Source organism: Plantibacter flavus (assembly GCF_051487245.1).
In the GTDB taxonomy this organism is placed as follows: Bacteria; Actinomycetota; Actinomycetes; order Actinomycetales; family Microbacteriaceae; genus Plantibacter; species Plantibacter flavus_B.
Window position 1 is genome coordinate 13,330 of the sequence record NZ_JAHVDH010000001.1, and the last position, 26,092, is coordinate 39,421.

General features: G+C 70.4%; 24 protein-coding genes. 15 read left to right on the forward strand and 9 right to left on the reverse strand.

All coding sequences use genetic code 11. The features are described from left to right. The first annotated feature begins 205 nt into the window (after window positions 1-205). From KXS11_RS00045 to KXS11_RS00060, 4 genes are read left to right on the forward strand one after another with little or no spacing between them, the layout of a single operon-like run. A complete protein-coding gene (locus KXS11_RS00045; protein WP_437383320.1) occupies window positions 206-1,357 on the forward strand; it encodes a glycosyltransferase in 1,152 nt (383 codons plus the stop codon). Then, complete coding sequence (locus tag KXS11_RS00050) at window positions 1,354-2,865, forward strand: lipopolysaccharide biosynthesis protein (protein ID WP_437383322.1); 1,512 nt, start codon at window positions 1,354-1,356, stop codon at window positions 2,863-2,865. The genes KXS11_RS00045 and KXS11_RS00050 overlap by 4 nt, the downstream gene beginning before the upstream one ends. Further along, entirely contained in the window at window positions 2,862-3,818 is a 957-nt protein-coding gene (locus tag KXS11_RS00055; RefSeq protein ID WP_437383323.1) for a glycosyltransferase family 2 protein, read from the forward strand. The genes KXS11_RS00050 and KXS11_RS00055 overlap by 4 nt, the downstream gene beginning before the upstream one ends. A 3-nt stretch (window positions 3,819-3,821) precedes the next feature. Further along, a complete protein-coding gene (locus tag KXS11_RS00060) occupies window positions 3,822-6,302 on the forward strand; it encodes a right-handed parallel beta-helix repeat-containing protein (RefSeq protein ID WP_437383325.1) in 2,481 nt (826 codons plus the stop codon). Window positions 6,303-6,366: 64 nt separating this feature from the next. Here KXS11_RS00060 and KXS11_RS00065 read toward each other — a convergent pair whose 3' ends face one another. The 3 genes from KXS11_RS00065 to KXS11_RS00075 all read right to left on the reverse strand — a co-directional run bounded on the left by KXS11_RS00065 (window position 6,367) and on the right by KXS11_RS00075 (window position 10,460). Then, window positions 6,367-7,152 (reverse strand): CDP-alcohol phosphatidyltransferase family protein, encoded by a 786-nt coding sequence (locus tag KXS11_RS00065; RefSeq protein ID WP_437383328.1) that lies wholly within the window; start codon window positions 7,150-7,152, stop codon window positions 6,367-6,369. Further along, window positions 7,149-8,429: a DUF1972 domain-containing protein gene (locus KXS11_RS00070; protein WP_437383330.1), complete on the reverse strand. Its 1,281-nt coding sequence runs from the start codon at window positions 8,427-8,429 to the stop codon at window positions 7,149-7,151. The genes KXS11_RS00065 and KXS11_RS00070 overlap by 4 nt, the downstream gene beginning before the upstream one ends. A 486-nt stretch (window positions 8,430-8,915) precedes the next feature. Continuing rightward, on the reverse strand, window positions 8,916-10,460 hold the full coding sequence (locus KXS11_RS00075) for a sugar transferase (RefSeq protein WP_437383332.1): 1,545 nt from the start codon (window positions 10,458-10,460) through the stop codon (window positions 8,916-8,918). Between the two features lie 481 nt (window positions 10,461-10,941). On the opposite strand from KXS11_RS00075, the gene KXS11_RS00080 reads away from it, so the two are divergent. The 4 genes from KXS11_RS00080 to KXS11_RS00095 all read left to right on the forward strand — a co-directional run bounded on the left by KXS11_RS00080 (window position 10,942) and on the right by KXS11_RS00095 (window position 14,727). Further along, window positions 10,942-11,427 (forward strand): MarR family winged helix-turn-helix transcriptional regulator, encoded by a 486-nt coding sequence (locus tag KXS11_RS00080; protein WP_437383335.1) that lies wholly within the window; start codon window positions 10,942-10,944, stop codon window positions 11,425-11,427. A 296-nt stretch (window positions 11,428-11,723) separates the two neighbouring features. After that, window positions 11,724-13,025 (forward strand): C40 family peptidase, encoded by a 1,302-nt coding sequence (locus tag KXS11_RS00085; protein ID WP_437383337.1) that lies wholly within the window; start codon window positions 11,724-11,726, stop codon window positions 13,023-13,025. A gap of 4 nt (window positions 13,026-13,029) precedes the next feature. Next, window positions 13,030-13,407 (forward strand): DUF1801 domain-containing protein, encoded by a 378-nt coding sequence (locus KXS11_RS00090; protein ID WP_437383338.1) that lies wholly within the window; start codon window positions 13,030-13,032, stop codon window positions 13,405-13,407. Between the two features lie 90 nt (window positions 13,408-13,497). Further along, window positions 13,498-14,727: an SLC13 family permease gene (locus KXS11_RS00095; RefSeq protein WP_437383341.1), complete on the forward strand. Its 1,230-nt coding sequence runs from the start codon at window positions 13,498-13,500 to the stop codon at window positions 14,725-14,727. A 62-nt stretch (window positions 14,728-14,789) separates the two neighbouring features. On the opposite strand, the gene KXS11_RS00100 is transcribed toward KXS11_RS00095, so the two are convergent. Together KXS11_RS00100 and KXS11_RS00105 are read right to left on the reverse strand one after the other, a co-directional pair. Continuing rightward, window positions 14,790-15,164: an iron chaperone gene (locus KXS11_RS00100; protein WP_437383343.1), complete on the reverse strand. Its 375-nt coding sequence runs from the start codon at window positions 15,162-15,164 to the stop codon at window positions 14,790-14,792. A 91-nt stretch (window positions 15,165-15,255) separates the two neighbouring features. Further along, window positions 15,256-16,251, reverse strand: coding sequence for an NAD(P)/FAD-dependent oxidoreductase (locus KXS11_RS00105; protein ID WP_437383345.1), 996 nt, complete (start codon window positions 16,249-16,251; stop codon window positions 15,256-15,258). A gap of 124 nt (window positions 16,252-16,375) precedes the next feature. On the opposite strand from KXS11_RS00105, the gene KXS11_RS00110 reads away from it, so the two are divergent. The 3 genes from KXS11_RS00110 (at window position 16,376) to KXS11_RS00120 (ending at window position 18,240) form a co-directional block, all read left to right on the forward strand. Continuing rightward, a complete protein-coding gene (locus KXS11_RS00110; protein WP_437383347.1) occupies window positions 16,376-16,990 on the forward strand; it encodes a helix-turn-helix domain-containing protein in 615 nt (204 codons plus the stop codon). Window positions 16,991-17,044: 54 nt separating this feature from the next. Then, complete coding sequence (locus KXS11_RS00115; RefSeq protein WP_437383350.1) at window positions 17,045-17,560, forward strand: DUF427 domain-containing protein; 516 nt, start codon at window positions 17,045-17,047, stop codon at window positions 17,558-17,560. 185 nt (window positions 17,561-17,745) lie between these two features. After that, window positions 17,746-18,240 carry a hypothetical protein gene (locus KXS11_RS00120; RefSeq protein WP_437383352.1) on the forward strand — a complete coding sequence of 165 codons (495 nt, stop codon included), beginning with the start codon at window positions 17,746-17,748 and terminating at the stop codon, window positions 18,238-18,240. 96 nt (window positions 18,241-18,336) lie between these two features. Here KXS11_RS00120 and KXS11_RS00125 read toward each other — a convergent pair whose 3' ends face one another. From KXS11_RS00125 to KXS11_RS00135, 3 genes are all read right to left on the reverse strand, one after another. Further along, window positions 18,337-19,338 carry an MBL fold metallo-hydrolase gene (locus tag KXS11_RS00125; protein ID WP_437383355.1) on the reverse strand — a complete coding sequence of 334 codons (1,002 nt, stop codon included), beginning with the start codon at window positions 19,336-19,338 and terminating at the stop codon, window positions 18,337-18,339. A 257-nt stretch (window positions 19,339-19,595) separates the two neighbouring features. After that, window positions 19,596-20,501 carry a LysR family transcriptional regulator gene (locus tag KXS11_RS00130; protein WP_437383356.1) on the reverse strand — a complete coding sequence of 302 codons (906 nt, stop codon included), beginning with the start codon at window positions 20,499-20,501 and terminating at the stop codon, window positions 19,596-19,598. Window positions 20,502-20,574: 73 nt separating this feature from the next. Further along, window positions 20,575-21,324 (reverse strand): NRDE family protein, encoded by a 750-nt coding sequence (locus tag KXS11_RS00135; protein ID WP_437383359.1) that lies wholly within the window; start codon window positions 21,322-21,324, stop codon window positions 20,575-20,577. An 80-nt stretch (window positions 21,325-21,404) separates the two neighbouring features. Between KXS11_RS00135 and coaBC the strand changes: the two genes are divergently transcribed. Both coaBC and KXS11_RS00145 read left to right on the forward strand, forming a co-directional pair. Further along, window positions 21,405-22,691, forward strand: a complete 1,287-nt coding sequence (gene coaBC / locus KXS11_RS00140; RefSeq protein ID WP_437383362.1) for a bifunctional phosphopantothenoylcysteine decarboxylase/phosphopantothenate--cysteine ligase CoaBC — start codon at window positions 21,405-21,407, stop codon at window positions 22,689-22,691. A gap of 102 nt (window positions 22,692-22,793) precedes the next feature. After that, on the forward strand, window positions 22,794-24,080 hold the full coding sequence (locus tag KXS11_RS00145; RefSeq protein WP_437383364.1) for a peptidoglycan DD-metalloendopeptidase family protein: 1,287 nt from the start codon (window positions 22,794-22,796) through the stop codon (window positions 24,078-24,080). Window positions 24,081-24,098: 18 nt separating this feature from the next. Here the strand turns inward: KXS11_RS00145 and KXS11_RS00150 are convergent, their stop codons facing one another. Then, window positions 24,099-24,764 carry an SGNH/GDSL hydrolase family protein gene (locus KXS11_RS00150; protein ID WP_437383367.1) on the reverse strand — a complete coding sequence of 222 codons (666 nt, stop codon included), beginning with the start codon at window positions 24,762-24,764 and terminating at the stop codon, window positions 24,099-24,101. Between the two features lie 99 nt (window positions 24,765-24,863). On the opposite strand from KXS11_RS00150, the gene KXS11_RS00155 reads away from it, so the two are divergent. Together KXS11_RS00155 and modA are read left to right on the forward strand one after the other, a co-directional pair. Continuing rightward, a complete protein-coding gene (locus KXS11_RS00155; RefSeq protein ID WP_437383369.1) occupies window positions 24,864-25,268 on the forward strand; it encodes a TOBE domain-containing protein in 405 nt (134 codons plus the stop codon). Beyond that, window positions 25,265-26,083: a molybdate ABC transporter substrate-binding protein gene (modA, locus tag KXS11_RS00160; protein WP_437383372.1), complete on the forward strand. Its 819-nt coding sequence runs from the start codon at window positions 25,265-25,267 to the stop codon at window positions 26,081-26,083. The genes KXS11_RS00155 and modA overlap by 4 nt, the downstream gene beginning before the upstream one ends. The last annotated feature ends 9 nt before the right edge of the window (window positions 26,084-26,092 follow it).

Here is a 26,092-nt window from a genome sequence, read left to right on the forward strand (position 1 = left end):
TCGGGTGCTGGGCGTGTCTCGAATCATACGTCCCACTGGCGTCCCATTCTGCCGCATGCGCGGTATCCTGCGCGCGGTCCGGTACTCTGGTCGAAGCGCGCATCCTCTTCTCCGCCGCCCGTCCGCACCCGAAGCGCCGACTGGCATGAGTGCTCCGCGCGATCTGCTGAGACGAGATGGGGTCGACTCGATGAGAGTCCTGATCATGCACCCGAGCGCGGAACTCTACGGTTCCGACCGCGTCCTGTTGGAGAGCGTCGCCGCATACACCGCACAGGGCGACGACGTCACCGTCGTGCTGGCCTCCAACGGTCCCCTGGAGGAGGAGCTGCGTCGCGCGGGCGCAGCGGTCGAGGTGCTCGACCTGCCGGTCCTCCGGAAGTCGATGCTCTCGCCGATCGGCCTCGTGAAGCTGGCGTCGAGCTCGCTCGTCTGGCTGTTCCGTGGCCGTCGGTTGGTCGCCAGGCTCCGCCCCTCGGTCGTCTACGTGAGCACCGTGACGATCCCGATCGCGAACCTCATCGCACGGTTCGCGCGGAAGCCGCTCGTCGTCCACGTGCACGAGGCCGAACGCAGCGCGGGTAGGCTCGCGCGCTTCGCCCTCTCGGCGCCGCTCCACCTCGCCGACCGCATCATCTACAACAGCGACTTCTCGAAGCAGACCGTCGAGATGATGTTCCCGGCGCTCGCCGCTCGGTCCGAGATCGTCCTCAACGGGGTGACGGGGCCCGCCCAGGTGGAACCGGCACGCCAGTCGCTCGACGATTCGGTCGAGCTCGTCTACATCGGCCGCCTGTCCGCGCGGAAGGGCCCGGACGTGATCGTCGAGGCCATCGACCGGCTTCCCGCCGGCCTCGGCGCGACCCTCACGCTCGTCGGCGCGGTCTACCCGGGCTACGAGTGGTTCGAGGAGGAACTGCGTGCGCGGATCGCGGAGCTGGGCCTCGCGGAGCGCGTCGTCTTCACGGGCTTCGTGGACGACGCGTACCCCTACATCTCCGCGGCCGACATCATGATCGTCTCGTCGCGCGTGGACGAGCCGTTCGGGAACACGGCCGTGGAGGCCATGCTCGCGGCCCGTCCGGTCATCGTGAGCGACACCTCGGGGTTGCGCGAGGCGGCCGGTGGGTACGAGTCGGCGGTCTTCGTCGAACCGGGCGACGCCGACGCGATCGCTCGCGCCATCACCGCGACCGTCGACGACTGGGAGCAGCGGCGCTCGGCAGCACTCCGCGACGCCGCCCTCGCAGAGCGTCGACACGGGACGGACGCCTATCGCGCCCACCTGCGTGCCGCCGTCGCCCGGGCCGGGACCGGCCGGTCGACGCGGCACCAGACGCCCCAGGCGGCGTCGTGACGTCCGTCGGGCCCGACGAGGGGGAACCAGCCGTCAGACGCCCGCAGACGGCCGCCCAGGGCGTGAAATGGTCGGCCATCGCCGTCATCCTCCGCCAGCTGGCGCAGGTCGCGAGCGCGCTCGTCATCGCGCGCATCCTCGGTCCCGCGAGCTACGGCGTCGTGAGTGCGGCGACCATCTACGTGACGCTCACGACGCTCATGCTCGACCAGGGCCTCTCGTCGGCGCTCATCCAACGTCCGGTGCTCGAGCGCCGCGCGGCCGGCGCGGTGGCCAGCCTCAACATCCTGCTCGGTGTGGCCCTCGGCGCACTCACCTGGTTCATCGCGCCCGCGATCGCCGACTTCTTCGGCGTCGACGCCCTGACCGACGTCCTCCGCATCCTCGGCTGTCTCCTCCCGCTCAAGGCCCTCGCCATCGTCCCGCGGGCCATGCTGTCGCGCGGCCTGCGGTTCAAGAGCATCGCGGTCGCCGACGTCGTCGGAGCCATCGCCGGAGCGGCAGCCGGTATCGGTTCCGCCCTCCTTGGCGCCGACTTCTTCTCCACCGTCTACCAGACGCTGTTCACCGACGCGCTCGTCGCCATCGTGCTCCTCATCGTCTTCCGCGGCCCTCTGCCGAACCTCGCCTTCCGCAGCATGAGCATGCTGCTCGGCTACAGCGTCAAGGTCTTCGCGACGAACTGCATCGCCTACTTCTCCCGGAACATCGACAACATCCTCGTCGGTCGTGTCCTCGGCGTCACCTCGCTGGCCTTCTACGGCATGGCGTATCGCGTCCTCTCCATCCCGGTCCAGCTCATCGGGCAGACCGTGAACCGGGTGCTGTTCCCGATCTTCTCGCGGAGCGCCGGCGACCGGCGTCGCGTCGCATCGCAGCTCACCGATGCGACGGAGATGCTCGCGACGACGGTGGTCCCGATCATGGCGCTCATCTCCGCCGCGGCACCACAGCTCGTGTTCATCGTCCTCGGGCCGGAGTGGATGGCCGCGGCCGCGCTCATCTCGGTGCTCGCGATCGGCGGAGCCCGCGAGACCATCTTCTACATCACGCCGTCGCTCATGAAGGCGCTCGGGTTCGCCTCGCTCAACCTGCGGTACGAGCTGCTCGCGACGGGCATGCAGGTCGCGGGCATCGTGATCGGGCTGCAGTTCGGGGTGCTCGGCGTCGCAGCCGGCTACACGATCGCCGGATTCCTCCTCATCCCGGTCCTGCTCCTCATCCAGCGACGACTCACCGGCGTGCACGTCCGCGCCCAGCTCGGCGTGATGCTCCCGGCGATCCACGCGAGCCTGTGGGGGGCTGCGGCCTATCTCGCCATCGGCCTCATCGGGATGCCCGACATCATCCACCTCCTCGTCGGCGGGACGGCGTTCTTCATCTGCTGCGTCGGTGTCTTCCTGCTGTTCCACCGCCCGACCGCCCGCCGCTACCTGCAGCGCGCGAAGGAGACCATCGGATCCGGCAACCGCCGCAGACCGAGCACACCAGGAGCTGATGCCGCATGAGCCGCCAGTCGTTCGACACCCTCACCATCGCCGTCTTGACCTACCGCCGTGTGCCGCAGGTCGTCTCCCTCATCCCGCAGCTCGTGGCGCAGGGGCGTTCGATCGACGCGGACGTGCGCGTCCTCGTCGTCGACAACGATCCGGAGGCGAGCGCCCGCGAGGCCGTCCTCAGCGCGTTCGCCGAGGCCGACGACGCAGGTGTGTACGTGCACGAGTCGACCCCCGGAATCGTCGCCGGGCGGAATCGCGCACTGACCGAATCCGCGGATCAGGACCTGCTGGTCTTCATCGACGACGACGAGGTCCCCTCCGAGCGCTGGCTCGCCGGGCTCGTCGCCGAGTTCGTGGCGGCTCGACCGCCCGTCGTGGCGGTCGTCGGCTCCGTCGTCTCCGTGTTCGAACGCGAACCCGACGCCTGGGTCGAGGCCGGGCGCTTCTTCGACCGTCGTCGCCTCGCCACCGGGACGTCGATCGAGGTCGCCGCGACGAACAACCTGCTTCTGGACCTGCGCTGGTTGCGCGAGCAGTCGATCACGTTCGACGACCGCTTCGGGCTGTCGGGCGGCTCGGACACGCTGTTCTCCCGCACGATCGTGGCCCGCGGCGGCCGCATGGTCTGGTGCGACGAGGCGGTCGTCACGGATGAGGTCCCGGCGAGCCGGATCACCCGCGAGTGGGTGCTGCAGCGGGCGTACCGGAGTGGGAACTCGTGGAGCAGGACCTCGCTCGTCCTGCAACCGACCGCCGTCGGACGGTTCCGGGTGCGTGTGCCGCTGCTGCTCCGCGGTTCCGTGCGCTTCGTCGGCGGGACCGCCCAGCACGTGGTCGGCCGGCTGACCGGATCGCTGCGCCACGACGCGAAGGGCAAGCGCACCGCCAAGCGCGGCGCTGGCATGCTGTCCGGTGCCTTCGGTGGCGTCTACAGCGAGTACGCCCGCGACCAGAACGGGTGACCCGTGGCGGCCCGCTCGCGCAGACGGCTCATCGTGGCGCTCGCCGTGGTGGCGGTCGCCGGCCTGATCGCGACCGCCGTCACCGTCGTGGCCGCTTCCGCACCCTGGCGCGCTGGGGCTGATCTCGCCGCCGACACCTTCGACCGCACGGATCAGCCCGGATGGGGAGTCCCGGACCTCGGGGGACCGTATCGGCTCTCAGGGGCGTCGGCCTTCTCGTTGGCAGCCGGAACCGGCATCGTCTCACTCGAGGCCGCCGGGACCGCGGCCGAGGCGGCGTTCACGGGAACGGTCCTCGACGACGGCCTCCTGAGCGCGAGCTTCACCCCCACGACCATTCCCGCGACGGGATCCGGCCTCCGCATCGGCCTGGTGGCCCGTTCCTCGGAGGGATTCGCCTATCGGGCGGTCGCGAAGATCGCACCGTCGGGTCGGATCGATCTGACGGCCGACCGCGTCGACGGGACGCCTGACGCGGTGACCGCGCTCGGCACGTTCGAGGGTGCCATCACGACGGATGCCGGCACCCGGACGACGCTGCAGTTCCGGGTCACGGGCACCGGACCGGTCTCGCTCGACGCGCGGGTGTGGACCGGTTCGTCGGCGCAGGCGCCCGAGTGGCGCACCCTCGCGCAGGACGGCAGTCCGGAGCGGCTGCAAGCGGCGGGCGGAGCGGCGCTGTGGGCGTACGCCTCGGCCTCCGGAGGGCCGGCGGCGCTCGCCGTGTCGAGTCTCTCCGCACGGCCCGTGGAGCGCAGCGTGCTGCCGGGTACCGAGCAGGACGACGCCGTCACGCCGCCGCTCGACCCGGACGCCGCTGGAGCGCTTCCGGTCGCGGACTTCGGGTATCCGACACCTGCGGGAGCCCGATTCGTCGATCGCGCGTCGGGTGACGACACCGGAGACGGGAGCAGGCTCCATCCGTTCTCGACGATCTCGGATGCCATCGTCGCCACACCGACGGGCGGGACGATCATCGTCTCGGCGGGTGTCTACCGGGAGACCCTGGTCGTGCCACCCGAGAAGCGACTCACGATCCAGAACGCCGTCGGTCAGGAGGTGTGGCTGGATGGGAGTCGCCCCGTCACCGGGTTCCGTGAGGCGACCGATGGGACCTGGGTGCGCGACGGCTGGTCGACGCACTTCGACGACAGTCCCTCCTATGCGCGGGGGAAGCCAGACTCGACCGAGCCCGGCTGGTCGTTCGTCGATCCTGCCCACCCGATGGCCGCGCACCCGGACCAGGTGTGGGTCGACGTTCGAGCGCTCAGCCAGGTCGCGAGCACGCAGTCACCAGGGGAGGGCGAGTTCGCCGTCGACGAGACACGCGACCGCCTCATCCTCGGCTCCGACCCGTCCTCGGCGACCGTGGAGGCGAGCGTGCTCGTGCGGGCCGTGACCATCCAGTCCTCCGGGAGCGTGTTCCGCGGGATCAACGCACGCCGGTTCGCGCCGTCGGTGCCGGACATGGGGGCAGTGCGGGTCGACCGCGGGGCGACCGACGTCACGATCCAGAACATCGTCGTCTCGGAGAGCGCGACGACCGGGGTGAGCGTCGGCGCCCAGCGTGCCGTCCTCGACCGCGTCACCAGCACGCACAACGGCATGCTCGGCGTGCACGCGGTCTACGCGGACGGGTTCATCGGGAGTCGACTGCGGGTGGAGGGCAACAACACCGAGCACTTCAACGCGGCACCGGTCGCCGGGGGCCTGAAGCTCACCAGGTCGCGGGACGTCACGGTGAGCGGCGGGACGTTCAGCGGGAACGAGGGCAACGGACTGTGGTTCGACGAGGCCGTGGTCGGGGTCGAGGTGCTGGGGAACCGCGTCGCGCACAACACCAAGCACGGGGTCATGTTCGAGCTCTCCACCGACATCCTCGCTGCGGGCAACACGGTGACCGGCAACGACGACGCGGGGATCAAGGCGTTCAGCTCCGATCGCGTCCGCCTCTGGAACAACACCGTGCTCGACAACTGGATGGACATCGTCCTGTCCATCGACGGGCGGGTCGCGACGGACCCCGACGCCGTCGGACGAGACCCTCGCCAGGCCTTCCCCGATCCCACCCTCTCCTGGGCGATGACCGACGTCCTCGTCGCCAACACCGTGGTCGGAGAGCCGAGGCAGGGAACCGGGTGCGTGGTGTGCGTGACGGACGCGCGGTCAGACGGGCGCACCGAACTCGGGGTCCGTCTCGCGGGCAACCTCTACCAGCGAGCCGACCGGTCCGCACCGAAGTCGCTCATCGTCTGGCCGGGGCGAGCGGCGAAGGAACAGTACGCGGACCTCGCCGAGTTCGAGTCGGCGAGGCGTCAGCCCGGTGCCGGCGTCGAGGTGGACGGGCGGTTGCCGGTCGACGCGCACGGGCGCCTCTCAACGGCCGTGCAGCGCGAGCTGGCGCCGGACCAGGTGCCGATCCCTGGGGACCTCCGCAGCCTGCTCGGACTCGCCCCGGGGCAGACCGGCGCCGGCCGCCGCTGAGCAGTGGAACGCCGCGGCGTGGATCGCATGTCGATCCACGCCGCGGCGAGTGGGGAGAGCCGGGTCAGTCGGCGGTCACCGGCGTCGCGCCCAGGCGGTCCATGTCACGGAACCACTTCACCGAGGCGAGCATGAGGTGCCCGGCGTTCGCGACGAACATCAGCGTGTACGCGGCGAAGAAGAGGACCGGGGCTCCGAGCAGCAGGAAGATCATGCAGAGGAAGCCGTAGTCCGTCGGGATGACGAGCAGCGACCGCAGCGGCGAGCTCTTGCGGTCGGTCGCCGCCGGCTTGTGGCCGTAGGCGGCCTTCAGCTGGTCGTTGAGGATCATCGCGAAGAACGAGACCGCTGCGACGACCGTGTAGCCCATCGGGATGAGGTACAGCGCCGGGTTCGTGAACTCGAAGTGTCGGAACACCATGATGAGCACGGCGAGGTGCAGGGTCGAGATCTTCGTGGCGTCGACCACGTGGTCGAGCCACTCCCCACTCGGCGAGCCGCCGCCGCGGAGCCGTGCGACCTGGCCGTCGGCCGAGTCGAACGCATACCCGATCGCCAGGGCCAACCACACCGCGACACCGAGCCACCAGGTGGGTGGGAGAATCGCGAGCATCGCGATGCCGGAGAAGGTGAACAGTGCGCTGATCGCGGTGACGACGTTCGGGGTGAGGCCCACCTTGTACGCGCCGGCGGCCAGGTAGCGGCCCGCCTTGCGGTTCACGTAGATGGAGTACGCCGGGGCGCCGGCGGCGCGCTTCTTCTGCGCGCCCGCGAGACGGGCGACGATGTCGGCGTACGAATCGGTCGTGCTGGGGGCGGTCGAACGGGTGTCGGCAGTGATTCGGGTCATGCCAATCCTCCGGTGCTCTCGGTGATGCGTGTCGGGTGGGGGCGATCGACCGGTTTCGGGTTCCAGTCGATGGGGAGGCGCGTAAAGCGTCCGGTGCCGTGGATGGTCGCGCCGTCGGCGAGACGCAGGGCGAGCGCCTCGTAGCCGTCGGCGATGTCGTCCCAGCGGTAGGTGGCTGCAGCGCGCGCCTGGAGGGCTGCTCCGAACGCGGCCGTCGCAGCAGGGTCCTGCTCAGCGAGCTCGACGAGTTCGGTGAGCTGCTCTGCGGTGGAGAAGAACGTCCCCTGTTCACCGACGACCTCGTGGTTGAACACGGAGTCGAAGCCGATCACGGCGGTTCCCGCGCCCATGGCGCGGAGCAGCGAGGGGTTCGTCCCGCCGACCGAGTGGCCGTGCAGGTACGTGAGCGCACCGGCGTACAGCTGGTCGAGGAGCTCCTGGTCCCAGACGCCACCGAGGAGGCGTACGCGCGGGTCGGAGGCGGCGAGGGCAGCGATGCGCTCGCTGTGTTCTGCGCCGTAGGGAGCTGAACCGACGACGACGAGCGGGTGCTTCGCGTCGCTCTTGATGAACCCCTCGACGATCAGGTCGACGTGGTTCTCCGGTTCGAAGCGTGCGACGACGAGGTGGAACGCCCCCGCCTCGACGCCGACGTTGCCGAGCAGGTCGGTGCGGGGCTGCTCGAGGATCTTCGCGCCGTAGGTGAGGAGTTCGGTCGGGACGCCGAACTGCTGCTCGTAGTAGTCGGCGATGCCGGCGGCGTCTGCGATCAGTGCGTCGGCCGTGCGCACGGACCGCTCCTCGGCCCAGCGGTAGTACCGCTTGCCGGAGCCGCTCCACTTCGCACGCTTCCACTCGAGACCGTCGACGTGCACCGCGGTCGGAACGCCCTTGGCCCGGATGAAGGGGACGAAGGGGGCGTTCGCCGCGTTGAAGACGAAGGCGGCGTCGTGGCGGCGGGTGAACATCATGTTGAGCACGGACAGCGCGGTGTGGCTGAGGGTCTCCGCCACCTTCATGCGAAGCGCCGGGAGGTGCACGAGGCGCATGCCGAGGTGCTCGGCCGGCTGCTCGGCGGCGGTGCGGCGGCAGTAGACGGTGACGTCGTGGCCACGAGCGGCGAGCCGGCTGCCGATCTCCTCGACCGCGGTCTCGAATCCGCCGTATGCGGCAGGGACGCCGCGCGTGCCGACCATCGCGATGCGAAGCGTGCCGTCGGCCTGGCGGCCGTGGGCGACGCTCCGTCGGGGACGGGTGTTTCCGTCACGACCGATCATCGGATCATCTCCGATGCGGACGGTGGGAAGAACGTCAGGGTACTGGACATAGCTGAGTTCGGGTCTCTCATGTATGCGCGACGGCCGCAGTGGTTTCGGGTCTGCGGGACGAGGCGTGGTGTCGACGTTTCGGGCGTCGGTACTCGGGTATCGGGTGTCCGGTGGGTTGCCGGTGCACGACGACGATGGCGTCGCTCGCGAGCATGCGCCTGATGCGTCCACGCTCGGGTGAGGGCGGAGTGGAGGCGCGGTCGGCTCGGGTAAGCGTCGCGGGTCTCGTCGCAGGATCGGGTTCATGCGTGCGAGTGGCGTCATTGACCAGGTGGCCCGACTCGGCGGGTTCGGGTGTTTCGGGTGCCGAGTGGTTCACCAGTTCGCGGTGGTGAAGACGACTGTATCGAAGTGTTGTCCCCTCTGGAAGGGATTTTGTCCTCTTTTTGCAGGACACCCCTCGGTTTGGGGGCATCACCGCCTCGGCGGAGGGCATCAGTACGCGCCGACGGGCTTGAGGACCACCTTCACCGTCTGCCACATGATCATGAGGTCGCCGGTGATGGACCAGTTCTCCACGTAGTAGAGGTCGAGTCGGACGCTCTCCTCCCAGCTGAGGTCGGACCGTCCGCTGACCTGCCACATGCCGGTGAGGCCCGGTTTGATGTGCAGACGACGGTGGACGTCCTTCTCGTACTCGGCGACCTCGCTCGCCAGCGGAGGGCGCGGTCCGACGAGGCTCATGTCGCCCGTCAGGATGTTCCAGAGCTGTGGGAACTCGTCGAGCGAGAACTTGCGGAGCACGCGGCCGACGCGGGTGACACGCGGGTCGTTCTTCATCTTGAAGAGCACGCCGTTGCCCTCGCTCTGGGCCATGAGGGCGGGCAGCGCGGCTTCAGCGTCGGTGATCATCGAGCGGAACTTGAACATCGTGAACCGCTCGCCGTTGCGGCCGACGCGCTCCTGGCGGAACAGCACCGGGCCAGGGCTGTCGAGCTTGACCGCGAGGGCGATGAGGGCCAACAGCGGGGAGATCAGCAGCAGACCGATGCTCGTGAGGCCGACGTCGAGGGCGCGCTTCATGATGTGGTGGCCGCCTTCGAACTGCGGGATCTCCACGTGGATGAGCGGCAGCTCCTCGACAGGACGGAAGTGGATGCGGGGGCCGGCGACGTCCGTCAGGCGGGCAGCGAGCACGAGTTCGGTCGCGGTGCCCTCGAGGTCCCAGCCGAGGCGGCGGATATAGTCGCGACCGCCGTCGACGGGACCCGCCATGATGACGGCGTCGGCCGTGAGGTTCGCGGCGGCCTGCGCCACACCGTCGACGTGGGAGACCACGGGGACCGAACGTCCGCGGCTGCGGAACGGGCCGGTCTCGTCGTCGTCCAGCACGGCTGCACCGACGACGGTGTAGCTGAGGCTGTGCTGCTTGGCGACCTGCTCGAGGACGTACTCGACGTCCTCCCGCTTGCCGACGACGACGGTGCGTGCCGTGTACTCACCGAGGTGGCGGCGGCTGATGAGCCACTTCCGCCAGATCCAGCGGGAGACGAGGAGCGCGAACGTGCCGATCGGCAGCGCGAGGATGAAGTAGCCGCGGGCGATGTCGATCTTCGCGATGAGGAACACGATCGCGAGGATGCCGAATGCGAAGGCGCTGGAGTTCACCACGCGCTTGTACTCGGTGACGCCCGAGCCGATGATGCGGCTGTCCCTGGTGCGGGTGAAGGCGAGGAACGCGAGCCAGACGGTGACGATGACGCCCGAGAGGACGACGTACATCTCCTGCGCCTGCCTGCCGAAGGGCTCGTCGCCGAAGCGCACGAGGAACGCAGCGGAGACGGCTGTGATCGCGATGAGCGTGTCGGTCAGGACGACGCGGCGGCGGTACCGCTTCGACCACTCGCGCTGCGTGAGGGTCTTCACGGAGGCGTTCGACCGCGCGGCGACGCGTGCTGCGCGGCGCCGTCGACCGATCGTGATCGGTCCGGTGAGGGGGCCGGCGAGGGGGAACGGGTTGTCCTTCACTTCGGCGCTCATGCGCCGGCTCGCTGCGTGCTCGGGTGCTGCAGGAGTGAGGAGATCGGGTGCTGACAATGGGCCCATCGGGGGTACCGACGGCGATTCGGGTGCGTCGTCATGAGGCTGCTATCCACTTGTGATGTCGGGTGGGATTCGGGTGTTCGTGTCTCGAGCGATTCGGGTCGCCCGCGGAGACGCGACGTCGATCGTGTTGCCCACGAACGGCCGACGAAGTCAGTCGTGATGAGCGTCCCCCTTGGATATCTTTCGAGTGTATGGAGCGGGGGTCATCGACGATTCCCCCACTCCAGGGGGGTCCTGGCCCCCAGTTCTGGGGGTCTAGCCCGGCTGCGACGCGCGATTCCGTCGTGATCTGCCACTTCGGCGACGGAGTCCGTCGGCGACGTTTCCCGGGGGACGGGGGTCAGCAGGGGTGCGCCGCCCGACGACTGTGGAGCAGTGAGAGGAGTCCCACTGGCGCGAGGACTACATTGGTGCCATGGATGCAGCGCGGTCGACGAGCGGTGTCGCCGGCGACCCCGCACGCGATCCGATGTCCGAGTGGCCGACCGGCCGGCTGCTGTCCACGGCCTCGCGGCTCGTCGAGCACGCCTGGCAGCAGGCGTTGGAAGGACTCGGCGTCACGCACGCCGGACTGATCGTGCTGCACCTGCTCGAGGCCGGTCCCGCGAGTCAGAAGGAACTCGCGCGGCGGGCACGCGTCCAGAACCAGACGATGTCGCGCACGCTCGACCGGCTGCAGCGTGACGGGCACATCGAACGCGTCGCAGCAGCGGATGACCGTCGCCGTCACGTCGTGACGCGCACGGACGCCGGCACGCAGGTGTGGCGGGCGGCCGACCGCCTCGAGGCCGACGTGTTCCCGGCGGTGCCGGACCAGGACGCCCTGCGTGCGCAGTTGCTCGCGATCGTCCGCTCTGGCGAGTCGGCCCGCTGGTCCGAGCTTCCGCCCGCGGCCTCCTGAGCCCGCCGCTCGGCCGCGGCCCCTGCGTTTCTTTCGACCCTCGCGGCTTTCTCGGTCCCCGCGTGTGCCTCGGTCCCTGAGCTTGTCGACGGGCGGCGCTTCGAGAGGCTCGGCGACCGGTTCGTCGCTGCGTCCGTGGTTCCGCGGTCCCCTCGCCCCCGTCCGGGGGTATTCGAGCTGGTGCTCCGGGACGAGAGTGGCTAGTGTGATCAAAGTTTCTATTGTGACTCTTGTGACGTGATTGAAGCCGCGACCCGCCGGGAGCGCCGCGATCGTGTCGTCGGAGAAGGAGAATCATGACCCCCGCTCGAACGCCTGCCGCATCGCACGGCCTCCGTCGTCCTTGGTTGGCGATGGCGGTGTCCTTCGGCGTCGTCACCGCGTCTCTCACCTTCGGCGCCCTGCCGGCGCAGGCCGACGACTACCCGAGCTGGGCGGACGTCGAAGCGGCGAAGTCGAGCGAGTCCGCCAAGGCCGCGGAGATCACGAACATCACCGCCCTCATCGCTTCCCTGCAGGAGGCCTCCGACGCCGCCTTCCGCGACGCGCAGATCGCGGCGGAGGCCTACCGTCAGGCACAGGATGCCGTGACGGAGGCGACCGCTCGGGAGTCGGCGCTCCGCGAGCAGGCCGAAGCCGCAGCGACCACGGCGAAGACCTCGAAGCAGCGTGCGGGTGCGCTCGTCGCGCAGCTCACGCGCGGCGGAGGCGGCGACGTCTCCCTCGACCTCATGCTGGGGGCCGGCCAGTCCGACGACCTGCTGTCCCGGCTCTCCGTGATGGACAAACTCAGTGAGCAGAATGCCGCGAGTTACGCCCAGGCGGTGACCGACCGGAACGCCGCGAGCGGCCTCACCGAGCAGGCCGAGGTGGCGACGACGGAGCGCGAGCGTCTCGAGGGCGAGGCCCAGACGAAGTACGACGCCGCCGAGGCCGCGTCGGCTTCCGCCGCAGCCGCGGTCGCGGTCCAGGAGCAGCAGGCCGACCAGCTCTACGCGCAACTAGCGTCGCTCAAGAACACGACGGCGGAGACCGAGCGCGGGTACGCCGCCGGCGAGTCCGCTCGGCAGGCTGCCGAGGCGGCTGCGGCGGAGGCAGCGGCGAACCAGCCGCCGGCTTCCGGAGGCGGCTCGCCGGGAGGTTCCTCCGGTGGCGGTGGATCGTCGGGCGGTGGCGGATCGTCCGGCGGCGGTGGCGGCGGTGGCGGAACGGTCTCTCCTCCGAACGCTGCCGGGGTCGAGTCCGCGATCGCGTTCGCACTCGCGCAGGTCGGCAAGGGCTACCAGCTCGGAGGCTCCGGCCCGAACGTCTGGGACTGCTCCGGGCTCACCCGTGCCGCGTACGGCAGCGGCATCGGCACCCACTCCGCGACGAACCAGTACTACACGATGCAGTCGCAGGGCCGCCTCGTCCCGTACAGCCAGAAGCAGCGCGGCGACCTCATCTTCTGGTCGAGCGGCTACGACTACTACCACGTGGCCATCTACCTCGGAAACGGGCAGATCGTCGAAGCGGCGAACGAGCGCGCCGGCACCCGTGTCGGCGGCATCTGGGGCTCCGGCGACGTCGCCGCCTACGTGGGCCGCCCAACGGGCTGACCCGATGAGCACCGCGGAGGTCGACGCACACCTCGCCGCGCTGCAGCACCAGCTGAAGCCGGCGGTCCTCCGCCTGCGTGCGGCGATCATGGCGTCCGACGACGGGTTCTCGGAGCATGTGAAGTGGAAGGCGCCCAGCTTCGTCTACGACGGCGAGGACCGCGTCACCTTCGCCCTGCACCCGGCGAACCGGATCCGCATCATCCTCCATCGCGGGGTGCGGAAGCGCGACGACAGCGCGCACTTCGTGTTCGACGACGACGCCGGCCTCGCCGTCTGGGCGACCCCCGACCGCGGCGTGGTCACCTTCGCGAGCGAGGGCGCCGCACGTGACGCCGAGCCCGCACTTCTCGCGCTCATCGCACGCTGGGTCCGCGCCTGAGTCGCCTGCACGGCCATCGCCTGCCCGCGGACGTATGATCGACTGCCGAGCGGCGACCAGACGACCTCGGAAGGACCCTGAGGAGGCGCCGTGCGGACTGCTGTGCTGGGCATCGCACTGCTGCTCGTCGGGCTCGTCGCGATGCTCGCAGGAGTGCTGCCGGGTCCGGACGCGGTCGCGGTCGCCCAACGGGTCTGGCCGATCCTCCTCTTCGTCGTCGCGATCACCGTCGTCGCCGAACTGGCCGCGGAGGCCGGGCTGTTCGCGCTGCTCGCCTCCCGCCTGGTGCGCTGGGGCCGGGGAAGCGCGTGGCTGTTGTGGTTGCTCGTCGTCGTCCTCGCCACCCTCAGCACAGTGTTCCTCTCGCTGGACACGACGGCGGTGCTGCTCACTCCCGTCGTGATCAGCCTCGCGCGGCACGCCGGACTCCCGCCGTTGCCGTTCGCGCTCACGACCGTGTGGCTGGCCTGCACCGCCTCCCTGCTCCTCCCCGTGTCGAACCTCACCAATCTGCTGGCGGAGCACGCGATCGACGAAGCATCGGCGGCCGGCGGCGGCGGACCGCTCGGACCGGCAGGGTTCGCCGCACTCATGGCAGTGCCCGCCGTCGTCGCCGTGGTTGTGCCGTGCGTCGTCCTCGCGGTCGTGTTCCGTCACCAGTTGTCGCGCCGATACGCCGTCGTGAGTGAACCGGCGGGCTCGGGGGCGACGGAGACCGAGGCGCGGGACAGTGGCGCCCCCGAGCATGACCGGTTCCTCCTGATCGCCGCTGCAACCGTCGTCCTCGTCCTGTTGCCGCTCCTCGTGTCAGGACTCCCGGTGTGGCTGCCGGCGCTCGTCGCCGCGGTCGTGCTCGGCGCGTGCTTCCTCGTCAGACGGCCGACTGCGCTGCGGGTCGCGCTCGTCCCGTGGCAACTCGTCCTGCTCGCGTCCGGACTCTTCCTCGTCGCGGAGGCTGCGCACGCCCTCGGGCTCGGGACGGCGCTCGCCGTGGTCGCCGGAACCGGTGACGACCTGCCGGCGCTGCTGCAGCTCGCCGGCGTGGGCCTGCTCGGTGCGAACCTCGCCGACAACCTGCCCGCCTATCTCGCGCTCGAACCCATCGCCGGTGATCCGGTACGGTTCGCCGCCCTCCTCATCGGGGTGAACGCCGGTGCACTCATCACGCCGTGGGCGTCGCTCGCGACGCTGCTCTGGCACAGCCGACTGACGGCCGCGGGCGTCGCGTTCGGCTGGGGTCGGTTCATCCTGCTCGGCCTCGTCGTCGCGCCACTGACCGTGGTCTTCTCGACGGTCGCGCTCTGGATCGTCCACCGCTGAGCCGGCGCTCCTCGACGCGACCTCGTCCGTTCGCCCGACATCGGGCGAACGGACGACGTGGGTCAGTGCTCGTGCCGGGCGTCGGCGGCTCGGCGCCGAGCGAACAGTTCGGCGACGATCCGGTCGATCAGGTCGAACGGGATCGGGCGGCTGAACGGGAACTGCAGGGTGTCCTTCGCCGCGCGGTAGTCCGACACCGCCTGCTCGAGCGATCCGTCGAACCGCGGGATCGAGTACAGCGCGATGTGATGCTTCCAGGCGCCGAGGTACACGAGGTACCGGTCGTCGAGCATGAAGGTCGGCATCCCGTAGCGGATGGCCTCGGTGAGCCCGGGGACCACGCGGTGCACCCGCAGCCGGATCTCCTCGATGGCGTCGGCCGCGTCGCTCGGCTGCGACGCCAGGTAGTCGTCGATGGTGGTCGGTGCGCTGGCCATGCTGCCTCCTCGCTGGAACGGCGACGCGACGGGCGCTGCAGCACCCGTCGCGTCATCGTCCCATGTCGGTGCGGGGCCGACAAGGGTGGTTCTACCGCTCCGCGAGGGCTCGGCGCACGTCGTCCTCGACGAGCTCCATGTTCATCATCGCTCCCGCCATCGACCCGGCGGCCGCCGCCTGCAACACCTGCGGGCGGAGGTTCGTGACGTCGCCGGCCGCCCACACGCCGGGGACGGCGGTGGCACCCATGGCGTCGACGGGGAGGGCGTCACCGAACTCCGCACCCCTCGGGTGCGGTGCGGGATGCAGTCCGAGCCCGGCGAACGGGGCGACCCGCACCCGCGCGATCGGAGCGACCGCGAGTGCATCGACCGGGACGGTCCGACCGTCGTCGAGTCGTGCACCCACGAGGCGGTCGTCTGCGACCACGAGCCGCTCGACCACGCCGTCGACGACCTTGATGCCGCGAGCGGCGAACTGCGCCTCCTGCTCCGGGGTGAAGTCTCCCGCGGTGTTCCGCAGGACGACGACCCGATCGCTCAGCTGGCGGAACAACTGCGCCTGGTGTGCCGCGGCGTCACGGTTCGTCGCCAGGATGCCGATCGTCTGGTCCTGCACCTCCCAGCCGTGGCAGTAGGGACAGTGCAGCGCATCGCGACCGAACCGCTCTCGGAGGCCGGGGATCGCCGGCAGCTCGTCGGCCGTGCCGGTGGCGATGAGGAGTCGGCGTGCGACGACGACGGTGCCGTCGTCGACCGTCACGCTGAAGGAGTCACCCTGTCGGGACGCCGTGGTGACGCGTCCGTCGACGAGCCGCACGCCGTAGGCGGAGACCTCCGCCCGGCCGAGACGCAACAGTTCCAGCGGCGGGATGCCGTCGCGCGAGAGGAAGCCGTGGACGCCGTCCGCGGGGGCGTTGCGGGGCTCACCGCCGTCGATCACGACGACCGAGCGGCGCGAGCGGCCGAGCATCGTCGCCGCGCTCAAACCGGCGGCACCGCCTCCGACGATGACGACGTCGACGACGACGTCGGATGCGGGGTCGGCGGAGGTCGAGGAAGGGGCAGGAGGAAGGGTGGGGTCCACGGTGTTCCGATCGGGTCGAAGGGTGCGCCGGGTCGTCTCCGCGGCACGGGACCAGCGTGCGGTGCGATGTGCTGAACCGGCAAGAAAGCTTGCCGAAGCGGCAACGTGGTCCGAGAATCGAACCATGGCGCATCGACACGACGACGCAGACGACCAGTCCTTCGATGGCGTGCTGGACGCGGTCGGGCCGCGACTGCGCGCGATCCGCCAACAGCGGGGGACGACCCTCGCGGCGCTGTCCGCCGACACCGGCATCTCGGTGTCGACGCTGTCACGACTCGAATCCGGTCAGCGCAGGCCGAACCTCGAGCTGCTGCTGCCCCTCGCTCGTGCGCACCAGGTTCCACTCGACGACCTCGTCGGTGCGCCGCAGACGGGTGATCCCCGCGTCCATCTCAAGCCGATCCAGCGGTACGGGCAGACGATGCTGCCGCTGACGCGACGTCCAGGCGGTCTGCAGGCCTACAAGCACGTCATCCACGGCGGCGACGGCCCGCAGACACCGGGGGAGCAGAAGGTGCACGAGGGCTACGAGTGGCTGTACGTGCTCAACGGGCGTCTGCGGCTCCTGCTCGGCGACCAGGACATCGTCCTGCCGCCGGGCGAGGTCGCCGAGTTCGACACCCGGCTGCCGCACTGGTTCGGACGTGCGGACGGCGACGCGGTCGAGTTCCTCAGTCTGTTCGGCAAACAGGGCGAGCGCATGCACGTGCGGGCGAGATCGACGGGTGGGCGGTGAGCACGAATCCTCTGTTCGCGGGCTCTCCCCAGGTGGAGGCGGCAGAGTGGGGCGATGCCAGACTCGACGCGTTTCCACCGCCCCGTCCCCGTCCAGCCCGGACCCGGTGAGGAGTCGGTGTGGGACTACCCGCGCCCGCCCCGCGTCGAGCCGCGAGCTGAGCGCATCGTCATCCGCTTCGGTGGTGAGGTCGTCGCCGAGTCGACGTCGGCGGTGCGGGTGCTCGAGACGAGCCATCCGCCCGTCTACTACGTGCCAGCCGCTGACTTCGCTCCCGGTGTGCTCGTTCCGGTGGAGGGAACGAGTTTCTGCGAGTTCAAGGGTGAGGCGCACTACCTCGACGTCCGGGTCGGCGACCACGTGGCGTCGGCGGCGGCGTGGACGTACCCGGATCCGCGGCCGGGGTTCGCCCCGTTGTTCGGCATGATCGCGGTGTACCCGGGCCGCATGGACTCGTGCGAGGTCGACGGCGAGGTGGTCCAGGCGCAGGCGGGCGATTTCTACGGTGGGTGGATCACCGCAGGGATCGTCGGCCCGTTCAAGGGTGCCGCGGGTACCTTCGGCTGGTAGTCCGGTCGTGACGCCGGCGGCCGGTGCGGTGTCCTGAGCCCGTCCAACGGGTTCACGGGAGAGCCATCGTCTATACACCGCCCGTTCACCGTCGCGCAACGGCTGGGGGAGCCGCACGCATCGTGCCAGTCTGACCGCAGGACGCCTTCGACGAAGAGGCGCGTGCGCAGGAAGCGGTCGATGCGATGGATGCGTTCGATGAAGCGGCAGACCCCGGCTGGTCGCTCTTGCGGGTCGTCTCTCTGTTCGGTCTCGCCGTGAGCGGCGGTGCGGTCGTCGGTGCGGTGCTCGCGGCGGGTGCGGAGTTCTTCGCCTCCGTCGGCCACCTCGGTGGTCGTCCGCTGGACGTCGCCGGGATCGCCCTGCTGGTCGGCGGACTCGTCGGAGGCATGCTCGCCGCGGTCGGTGCGGTCGGTGCACTCATCGCGCTCAGCGTGCTCGACCACTGGGGTGACCGCGGCCCGCGGCATCGTGCCTGGATCGCGGGTGGCGGTGCGGCCTTCCTCGTCCTCATCGTCGCGAGCCTCATCGCAGCGCCGATCGGCTTCGCTTCCACGGCCACAGTCGTGGCGTTCGCCGTGATCGGCGCGGGTGGGGCGGCAGGTGGTGGGCTCTACGCCTTCGAGCGGGCGCTCTCGCGGCGTCCCACGGTGTGGGTCGATGTCGACGGGGGCGGATAGCGGGATCGTTCGCCGACCGTGTCGAGGCGCCCGTCGACAGGCTCGGGGACCGGGTTCGGCGCAGGCAGGGGTTCGGTGGCGTGGGGCCCGGCGGACTCAGGGGGCCGAGACGGCGGCCGACTCCTGAAGCCGTGAGCGGTGCCAGTCGGTCTGGGTGAGCGCCGACACCCGCAGCAGGCCGGCGAGTCCGTCCCAACCGGCGGACCACCCGATGCGGGACGCGATGGTCCAGACGCTCGCCCCGGGATCGTCCGTCACGACCGCCCGCACCTCGTCGGCTCGCGTGAGGTGGTGGGCGGCGAGTTCGTCGCACCGTTCGGCGAGCCCAGAGAAGCGGAAGCCGTGCCCCGGGACGACCTGATGGTCGTCGTACCCGCGCACACGCTCGAGCGAGCTGAGGTAGGCGGAGACGGGGTTCTCGTCGCTGTGTGCGCCGAGGCCGAGGCCCGAGAAGATCGTCGGCAGGACGTGGTCGCCGGTGAAGAGGATGCCGCGGTCCTCATCGCGCAGGGTGAGGTGTCCCGTGGTGTGGCCGGGGGTGTGCAGGACACGGATCGTGCGCCCCGGCAGGTCGAGGACATCGCCGTCTTCGAGGGTGCGGTCGGCTCTCGTGCTCCCGAGGTGCCCGGCCGGCGCATCGTTGCGCTCGCTCCATGGACGGACCGTCATGTCGTCGGCCGGCACCCCCCAAGCGTCGAGCGCTGCGAGCAGTTCCGCTGGTCCGGGCGGCACCGCGGCGGCCGCCTCGTCCTCGAGGCGGTGCATGAGCACCGGGGCGGCGAGTTCCTCACGCAGCGTCCCGGCGAGGCCGAGGTGGTCGGGGTGCAGGTGGGTGACCACGACGCCGGTCAGCGTCGAGACCCCGATCGCCTGCAACTCGCGCAGCAGGTGTTCCCGCCCGGCCGCCGTGTCGGTGCCGGGGTCGATGACGATGGCGCGGCCGTCGGCGCCGAACAGCACCGAGCAGAGCGTGAACGGGTTCGCCGGGTCGCCGGTGGGGACGGCGACGACGGCGGTGTCGGTGTCGAGGTGCTCCGTCGCGGGGATCCTGCCCTCACGGAACGCGGACGCCTGCGACTCGCTGAGTGTCGTGATCATGGTGGGTCTCCGGGTGGTGTCGGGGGACGGACCAACCCTAGTCGCGCTCTGCACGAGGTCAAGGTTCAGTACCATGGTGCACATGACCGTGAACGACATCCTCATCGGCGTGATCGCCCTCATCTCCGTCCTCGGCGGCATCGGCATGGTCGGAGGACTCATCGCGATGAGCAAGTCCGGCTACCACGGCTGACGCAGCCCACGGCTGACGCAGCCCACCGCTGACGCAGCCCACCGCCGATTCGGCCCGAGGGCGGCTAGCGGGCGATCGCCTCGTCCGTCGCCTGCTGGACGGCAGCGAGCGCAGCGGCCACGGCTGAGCGCCCCAGCGACCCTTTCCGCGCGGTGGCGATGATCTTCCGTTCACTCATCCCCGCGAGCGGCCTGCTCACGACGTCGCTGCGGGAACCGATGGCGAGCGCGGGGAGGACCCCGACCGACAGTCCTGCAGCGACGTGGTCGATGACGACCTCGTAGCTGGTGAAGCGTCCGACGATGTGCGGTTCGAATCCGGCCCGGCGACAGAGCAAGGGGATGAGCTCGCCGAGGTAGGTGCCCGGTGCGTCGAACGCCCAGTGCTCCCCGACGAGATCGCTGAAGGTGACGGCATCGAGACCGGCCACCCGGTGGTCGAGCGGCGCGATGAGCAGCAGCGGGTCGGTGGTGAGCGAAATGCTGTGGACCGTCGGGTCGAGCAGGAACCCGTCCTCCTGGTCGACGGTGACGACCACATCGCACGTGCCGCGCTGCACCGCGGTCGTGCTCTCATGCGGTTCGAGCTCGATGAGTTCGACATCGAGTCGTGGGTGGGCGATGGCGAGTGCGCGTGCCGCGGGGATGAGGACGGGGGCGATCACACTCGTGAACCCGGCGATCCGCAGCCGCCCCGAAGGTTCGGATTCCACCTCGGCGAGTTCCACCTCGATCGCGTCCATCTGGGCGAGGAGCGCCCGCGCGCGTTCGACGAGCAGGGCGCCCGTCGGTGTGAGGACGAGGGTGCGTCCTCGGCGTTCGAGGAGGGCGGCGCCGGTCTCGGATTCGAGGACGGAGAGTTGCTGCGACACGGTTGACGGACTGAGGTCGAGTTCCCGACCGACGGCGCGGATCGTGCCAAGGCGGTCGAAGGCCTCGAGCAGTCGCAGTCGCACGGGGTTGAGGGCCATGGCTCAACAGTACTGAGGCCATGGAAGCGCTTTCGACAGATCGCCCAGTCCGATCAGGGGTCCGTGGCTCGCGTCATTCCCAGCGGAGGGTGGCGGGCAGATGGCCGGGTTCTTCGAGGCGGGCGTTGCGGAGCACAGCACCGTTCTGCGCGAGCGCGAGCGCCGTGACCGACAGTGACGCCAGACGCAGGCCGTCGTGCTCGTCGACGCGCACGATCGCCTCGTCGGCGCCGGTCGGGAGCACTGTGCTGTCGCGGAGGACGCGCAGCCACGGCTCCCAGCTCGCGGCCGTTTCGCCGTCGAGCGGCCCGGTCGGCGCTGCGGCAGTGACGAAGGCCGGACGCCACCGATGCACGCGTGGCACCTCGAGGTGGTCCGGTCCCTCGTGCGTGACGAGGTGCAGGCCAGGCGGCACGTCGATCGAACGGATCGACTCGCCGTCCCAACTTGTCACCCGTACGCGGTCGGCGGCCAGCTCGACGAGGTTCCACGACCGAGCCGTGCGCGCACGCTGCTCATCGACCCCCGTCGTGACCGCCTCGAGGGGGAGGACGCCGCGCGACGTCCAACCGCCCTCCGGAACGTCGAGGTCCTCGCGACGGTTGAGGACGACGGCGGCTCGCGCGCCGCCCGGGGCATCGTCGTTGCTCGCGAGCCACGCGCCGCCGGCCTCGCGGTCGTGGATGCCGTGCACTGACTCGCCGAGCTGCGGCCACCAGGCGCCCGGCGGGTCCCAGGCGCGACCCGGCTGTTCGTCGCGGAGACCGAGCATCATGATCGGCCACCGACGCTCAGGGTCGAAGTCGATGATGACGGTGCACACGCTGGTTCCTCCTGGATCGGCTCGACTCAGACAGACTAGAGGAGTGCGCGGTGTCGAAGCCCCGTACGGGAGGAGACGTCATGACGCTCGGAGCACAGCCCGCCGAAGAACGCCGACGAACGATCGTCGTCGGCATCACCGGTGGCATCGCGGCCTACAAGGCGGTCGGTGTGGTCCGCGGTTTCGTGAAGGCCGGCCACGACGTCCACGTGGTGCCCACGGAGAGCGCCCTCCGCTTCGTCGGTCTGCCGACGCTCGAGGCGATCAGCCGGAACCCGGTCACGACGTCGCTCTACGACGGCGTTGCAGAGGTCCGCCACGTCGCACTCGGGCAGCGCGCCGACCTCATCGTCGTCGCGCCGACGACCGCCAACACCCTCGCGAAGCTGGCCGCCGGCCTCTCCGACGACCTGCTCGGCACGACCGTCCTCGCAAGCCGGGCGCCCGTGCTGCTCGCACCGGCGATGCACACCGAGATGTGGCAGCACGCCTCGACCGTCGCCAACACGGCTCTGCTGCGGTCGAGGGGTGTCGCCTTCATCGGCCCGGAGTCGGGGGCGCTGACGGGCGGCGACGAAGGTCCAGGGCGCATGAGCGAGCCGGAGGACGTCGTCGCGGCCGGACTGGCACTGCTCGACGGCGCTGGCCTCACCGAGACGTCAGTCGTGGTGCACGACCTCGCCGGCGAGACCGTCGTCGTGTCCGCCGGCGGCACGAGGGAGCCGCTCGACCCCGTGCGGTTCCTCGGCAACCGGTCGAGCGGACGGCAGGGCCTCGCGATCGCACAGGCGGCGGCCGCCAGGGGCGCGAGGGTCGTGCTCGTCGCCGCTCATCTCGACACCGATGTCGCCACCGAGGCCGTGGCGACGTCCGGCGTCGAGGTGGTCCCCGTCGGCACGACGGCCGAGCTCGCGGACGCCGTCGGGAAAGCCGCCCGCGCTGCGACCGTCGTCGTGATGGCGGCAGCCGTCGCCGACTACCGCCCGGCGGACGTGTCCGAGCGGAAGATCAAGAAGGACGACTCGGGCGACGGGCTCACGCTCACCCTGGTGCGGAACCCGGACGTGCTCGCCGGCCTCGCAGCGGACGCCGCGCCGGGTCGTATCGTCGTCGGATTCGCCGCTGAGACGGCCGCGAACCGGGAGGAACTCCTCGACCTCGGGCGCGCGAAGGCGAAGCGGAAGGGCGCCGACCTCCTCGTCCTCAACCGTGTCGGATGGACCGCCGGCTTCGGGACGCCGGACAACGAGGTGGTCGTGCTCGATCGCGACGGGTCCGTGGCCTCGGAAGTGGCCGGATCGAAGCGGCAGGTGGCCGACGCACTGCTGGACCTCGTCCTCGCCCAGCGCCTCCGCGAGCGACACTGAGCCTGTCTCGGACCATCCGCGTGGCCGGCGACTGACGCGAATCCGGCCGTCCGTGTGGCGTGCCTGCCCCCGAACGGGGCTGAACGCTGCCAGCATGTGACCATGCCCCGTCTCCGTCCTGCCCGCCGACGAGCTTCGATCGCCGCGGCGCTCGCCGGGATCATCGTCCTCACGATGGGCGTGACGCAGCCCGCGACGGCAGCGGAGTACCCCAGCTGGGAGGACGTGGAAGCCGCCCGCTCGAGCGAATCGTCCAAGCAGACGACGATCGTGCAGATCGAGGGACTCGTGCAGGCGCTCCAGTCCGCGGCGGCGCTCGCCGAAGCCGAGGCCGTGCTGCGCGCGGACGAGTACGAGGCCGCGCAGCTCGCGGTCGACGAGGCGAGCTATCGTGCGGTCTCCCTGCGCGGGCAGGCCGACGCCGCCGCCGCGGCAGCTGACGCGTCGAAGCGCCAGGCCGGCGCCCTCGTCGCGGCGTGGCTCCGCACCGGCTCTGTCGACCTCAGCACCGCGGCGTTCCTCGACGGCGACGAGCCCGAGGCGCTCCTCGGCAGGCTCAGCACGATCACGAAACTCACCGAGTCGACCGACGGCACCTACGATCGCGCGCGCACCGATGCCAACACGGCATCGTCGCTGACCGAGCAGGCGACCGTCGCTGAAGCTGCCCTGGGCGAGCTCGCCGTCGCTGCGGAGACCGCGCTCACGGAAGCCGTTCAGGCGCGGGCGGACGCTGAAACCGCGGTGTCGGAACAGCAGCAGTACCTCGCGACGCTCGAGGCGCAGCTCGTGGTGCTCCGTGAGGATCGTGCCGCGACGGAGGCCGACTACCGCAAGGGCGAAGAGGTCAAGGCTGCGGCTGCTGCTGCGGCTGCTGCTGCCGCTGCGGCCGCTGCTGCAGCCGCCGCAGCAGCAGAGGCAGCGGCCAATGCCGGCGGTGGCGGTGGCGGTGGCGGTGGCGGTTCGGGCGCCGTCGGCGGTCAGGGCTGGGCGCTGCCGATCTCAGGCCGTATCACCGACAACTACGGTCCTCGGCCGAGCCAGCCCGTCGCGGGCGTGAACCCGTTCCACTCGGGCACCGACCTCGCAGCGGGTTGTGGCCGGACCGTCTACGCCGCGAGCGCCGGCGAGGTCACCTACGCCGGTTGGCTCGGCACCTACGGCAACTGGGTCCTGATCGACCACGGTAACGGCGTCCAGACCGGGTACGCCCACAACAGCTCGATCCTCGTCGGCCGCGGCCAGTGGGTGTCGGCCGGGCAGGGCATCTCGCTCGTCGGGTCGACGGGTGCGTCCACGGGCTGCCACGTGCACTTCGAGGTGCGTGTCGGCGGCTCCCGCGTGAACCCCGTCCCGTTCATGGCCGACCGCGGCGTCTGGCTCGGCTGACCTCCGGCCGCGACGGGTTCAGAGCCCGAGGCGCTCCAGCTCTGCGTCCATCCGCTTCGCCATCTCGGCGTAGCCCTCGTCGTTCGGGTGCAGGCCGTCCGAGGCCATCCACTCCGGGTGTCCCTCGATCCAGTGTGATGCCCCGGGGACGGTGTCGGCCCCGATGTCGGCGGCACCGTCGGCCACCCACTCGATGATGGTCTCGATCGCCGCCGGTCGCTCGTCGGTGTACCAGAACGGTTCGACGACGATGAACCGGGCGTCGGGCAGCGCGTCCTTCAGCCGGTGCAGGTCGGTGTCGATCTGGCTGTGGATCTGGTCCGCCGCGCGGTCGAAACTGAAGGCGTCGTTGAGGCCCATCGTCACGAACACGATGTCGGGCTGTTCGGCGATGATGAGCGACGGGAGGTCGCCGCTGCCGTCTCCGAACCCGTCGCGGTGGTTGACGAAACCCAGGCCGTTCACGCTCGGGTTGAACTCGCGCCAGCCGCGCTCCTCGCTGATCACGGTCGACCATCGCTCGGCCGGGTCGCTCGCGCCGGTGCCGAGCGTGTACGAGTCCCCGTAGAAGGCAACGAGCGGTCCGTCGCCGTCCGCGACGGGCGCTGCAGCGGGTGAACTGCACGAGGCGAGAGCGGTGGCGAGCGTGAGCGCGGCGGCGGTGGCGAGCAGGCGAGATCTCATGGTTGTGCTTCGGAGCGACACCGGCATCGGATCTTCGCAGACGCAGATACGTCGATTGAAGGAGATCGCACCCGCACCTGCATGGGATAGCATCCGAACATGCCGCAGATTCGGATCAAGGACGCGGCCCTGTTCCTCGGGGTCAGCGACGACACCATCCGCCGATGGATCGACCAGGGTGTCCTCGAGCGCTCCACGGACGATGCCGGTCGCGGCACGGTCGACGGGCTCTCGCTCGCCCAGCTGGCCCGACGGAACGCCGTCCTGCCCGTCGATCCCTCGGAGATCGGCCGTTCTGCGCGCAACCGGTTCGTCGGCATCGTCACCGACATCACCATGGACACCGTCATGGCGCAGGTCGAGCTGCAGTGCGGACCGCACCGGGTGGTCTCGCTGATGAGCAGTGAGGCCGTGCGCGAGCTCGGTCTCGAGCTCGGTGCCACCGCCATCGCCGTCGTGAAGGCCACGACGGTGCTCATCGAGACACCGAAGGCACGATCATGATCACCCTCGCCCACCGCTCCACGCCCGCACGGCTCGCCGTCGGCCTCGCGCTCGGCGCCGCGCTGCTGCTGAGTGCCTCGGGCTGCTCCTCGGCCGCCCCGGCGGCCACGCCGAGCGCATCCGGCTCCGCAGACGCCCTCAGCGGTTCGATCACGGTCTACGCGGCGGCATCGCTCAAGACCACGTTCACCGAACTCGCGAGCGCGTTCGAGGACGAACATCCCGGCACCACCGTCGAGCTCACCTTCGCCGGCTCCTCGGACCTCGTCACGCAGCTCACGAACGGTGCACCGGGTGACGTCTTCGCATCGGCCGACGAGAAGAACATGGCGAAGCTGACGGACGCCGGCCTCACCGAGGGCACGCCGGTCGATTTCGCCACGAACGTCCTGCAGATCGCCGTCCCGCCGACGAACCCGGCCGGCATCGCCTCGTTCGCCGACCTCGCGAAGCCCGGGGTGAAGACCGTCGTCTGCGCGCCGCAGGTGCCGTGCGGGGCCGCGACCGTGGCGGTCGAGACCGCCACCGGCGTCACGCTCGCACCGGTGAGCGAGGAGTCGTCCGTCACCGATGTGCTCGGCAAGGTGACCTCTGGGGAGGCCGACGCCGGGCTCGTCTACGTCACCGACGTCATCGCCGCCGGCGACGCCGTCACGGGTATCGCGTTCGACGAGTCCTCCGAGGCCGTGAACACGTACCCGATCGCGCAGCTCGCCAGCAGTGCGAACCCGGACGTCGCCGCAGCCTTCGCAGCGTACGTCGTGAGCGACGCCGGCCAGCGGGTCCTGAAGGCCGCCGGCTTCGGCGCTGCATAGGCTGCGAGC